Origin of the sequence: Protofrankia sp. Cr1 (assembly GCF_963555865.1) — a bacterium.
Taxonomy (GTDB): Bacteria; Actinomycetota; Actinomycetes; order Frankiales; family Frankiaceae; genus Protofrankia.
The window spans coordinates 1-786 of sequence record NZ_CAUVXO010000418.1 but is presented as its reverse complement, the minus strand read 5'-3'; the positions used below and the strand labels follow the sequence as shown (position 1 = coordinate 786).

1 protein-coding gene and 1 pseudogene are annotated in these 786 nt (G+C 69.7%); one reads left to right on the top strand and one right to left on the bottom strand.

Going from position 1 to position 786, the window contains the following annotated elements:
* Positions 1 to 215, top strand: a pseudogene (locus U9980_RS22720) (GAF domain-containing protein); the annotation flags it as partial.
* A gap of 9 nt (positions 216 to 224) precedes the next feature.
* Here U9980_RS22720 and U9980_RS22715 read toward each other — a convergent pair.
* The coding region (locus U9980_RS22715) for a DedA family protein (protein WP_322769796.1) at positions 225 to 786 on the bottom strand (562 nt) is incomplete at its 5' end.

Genomic DNA, 786 nt, shown 5'->3' with positions numbered 1-786 from the left:
AAGCTGTACAGACCTGTAACCTGCAGACCGACGACTCGGGCGACGTACGACCCGGTGCCCGGGAGGTGAACGCGAACGCCGCGGTCGCCCTGCCGGTTACCGATTCGGCGGGGCGGGTTCGCGCGATCGTGGGTATCGCCTTCGGCACCGAACGGGAGATCCCGACGCAGGAGATGATCACTCTGCTGGCCGGCTCGGCTGATCTGCCCACCTGACGGCGCCCGTCAGGAGCCATCCGGAGGCTGGTCCCGGACCGTCGGGTTCCGGACCGTCGGGACGGCCTGCATCCGGACGCGCCGTGCCCCTCCCGCCAGCCACCAGCGCGAGTGCGCACCAAGGCCACGAAGGCGCCGGCGATGACGGAAGGCCGTCCAGACGATCAGTAGGGCGCCCAGGGAGACGAAGCTGAGCACGGTGTCGTGGGAGATTGCGGTAGCGAGATCAACCGCGTCGTCGCCGAGCGCGTAGCCCAGACCGACGACAGCCGCGGTGCGCAGAAACGTGCCGATGGCATCGCCGATCACGAACCGGAGCAGCGACATCCCGTGCCATCCGGTGGCCGCGTAGATCAGCTGGTTCGGGACGGGCAACCATGGTGCGAGCACCAGCGCACCGAATCCCCAACGCCCCGTCAGCCGGTCGACACGGTCGGCGAACTCGACGCTCCTGGGATGCCCACGGGTGATGAGATCGACCGCCGAGCGCCCGTACCGACGGCCCGCCCACCAGCCGAACGCGTCCAGCGGCACCCAGCCGAGCGTCGGCGCTGTGAGGGCAGCGACGAGA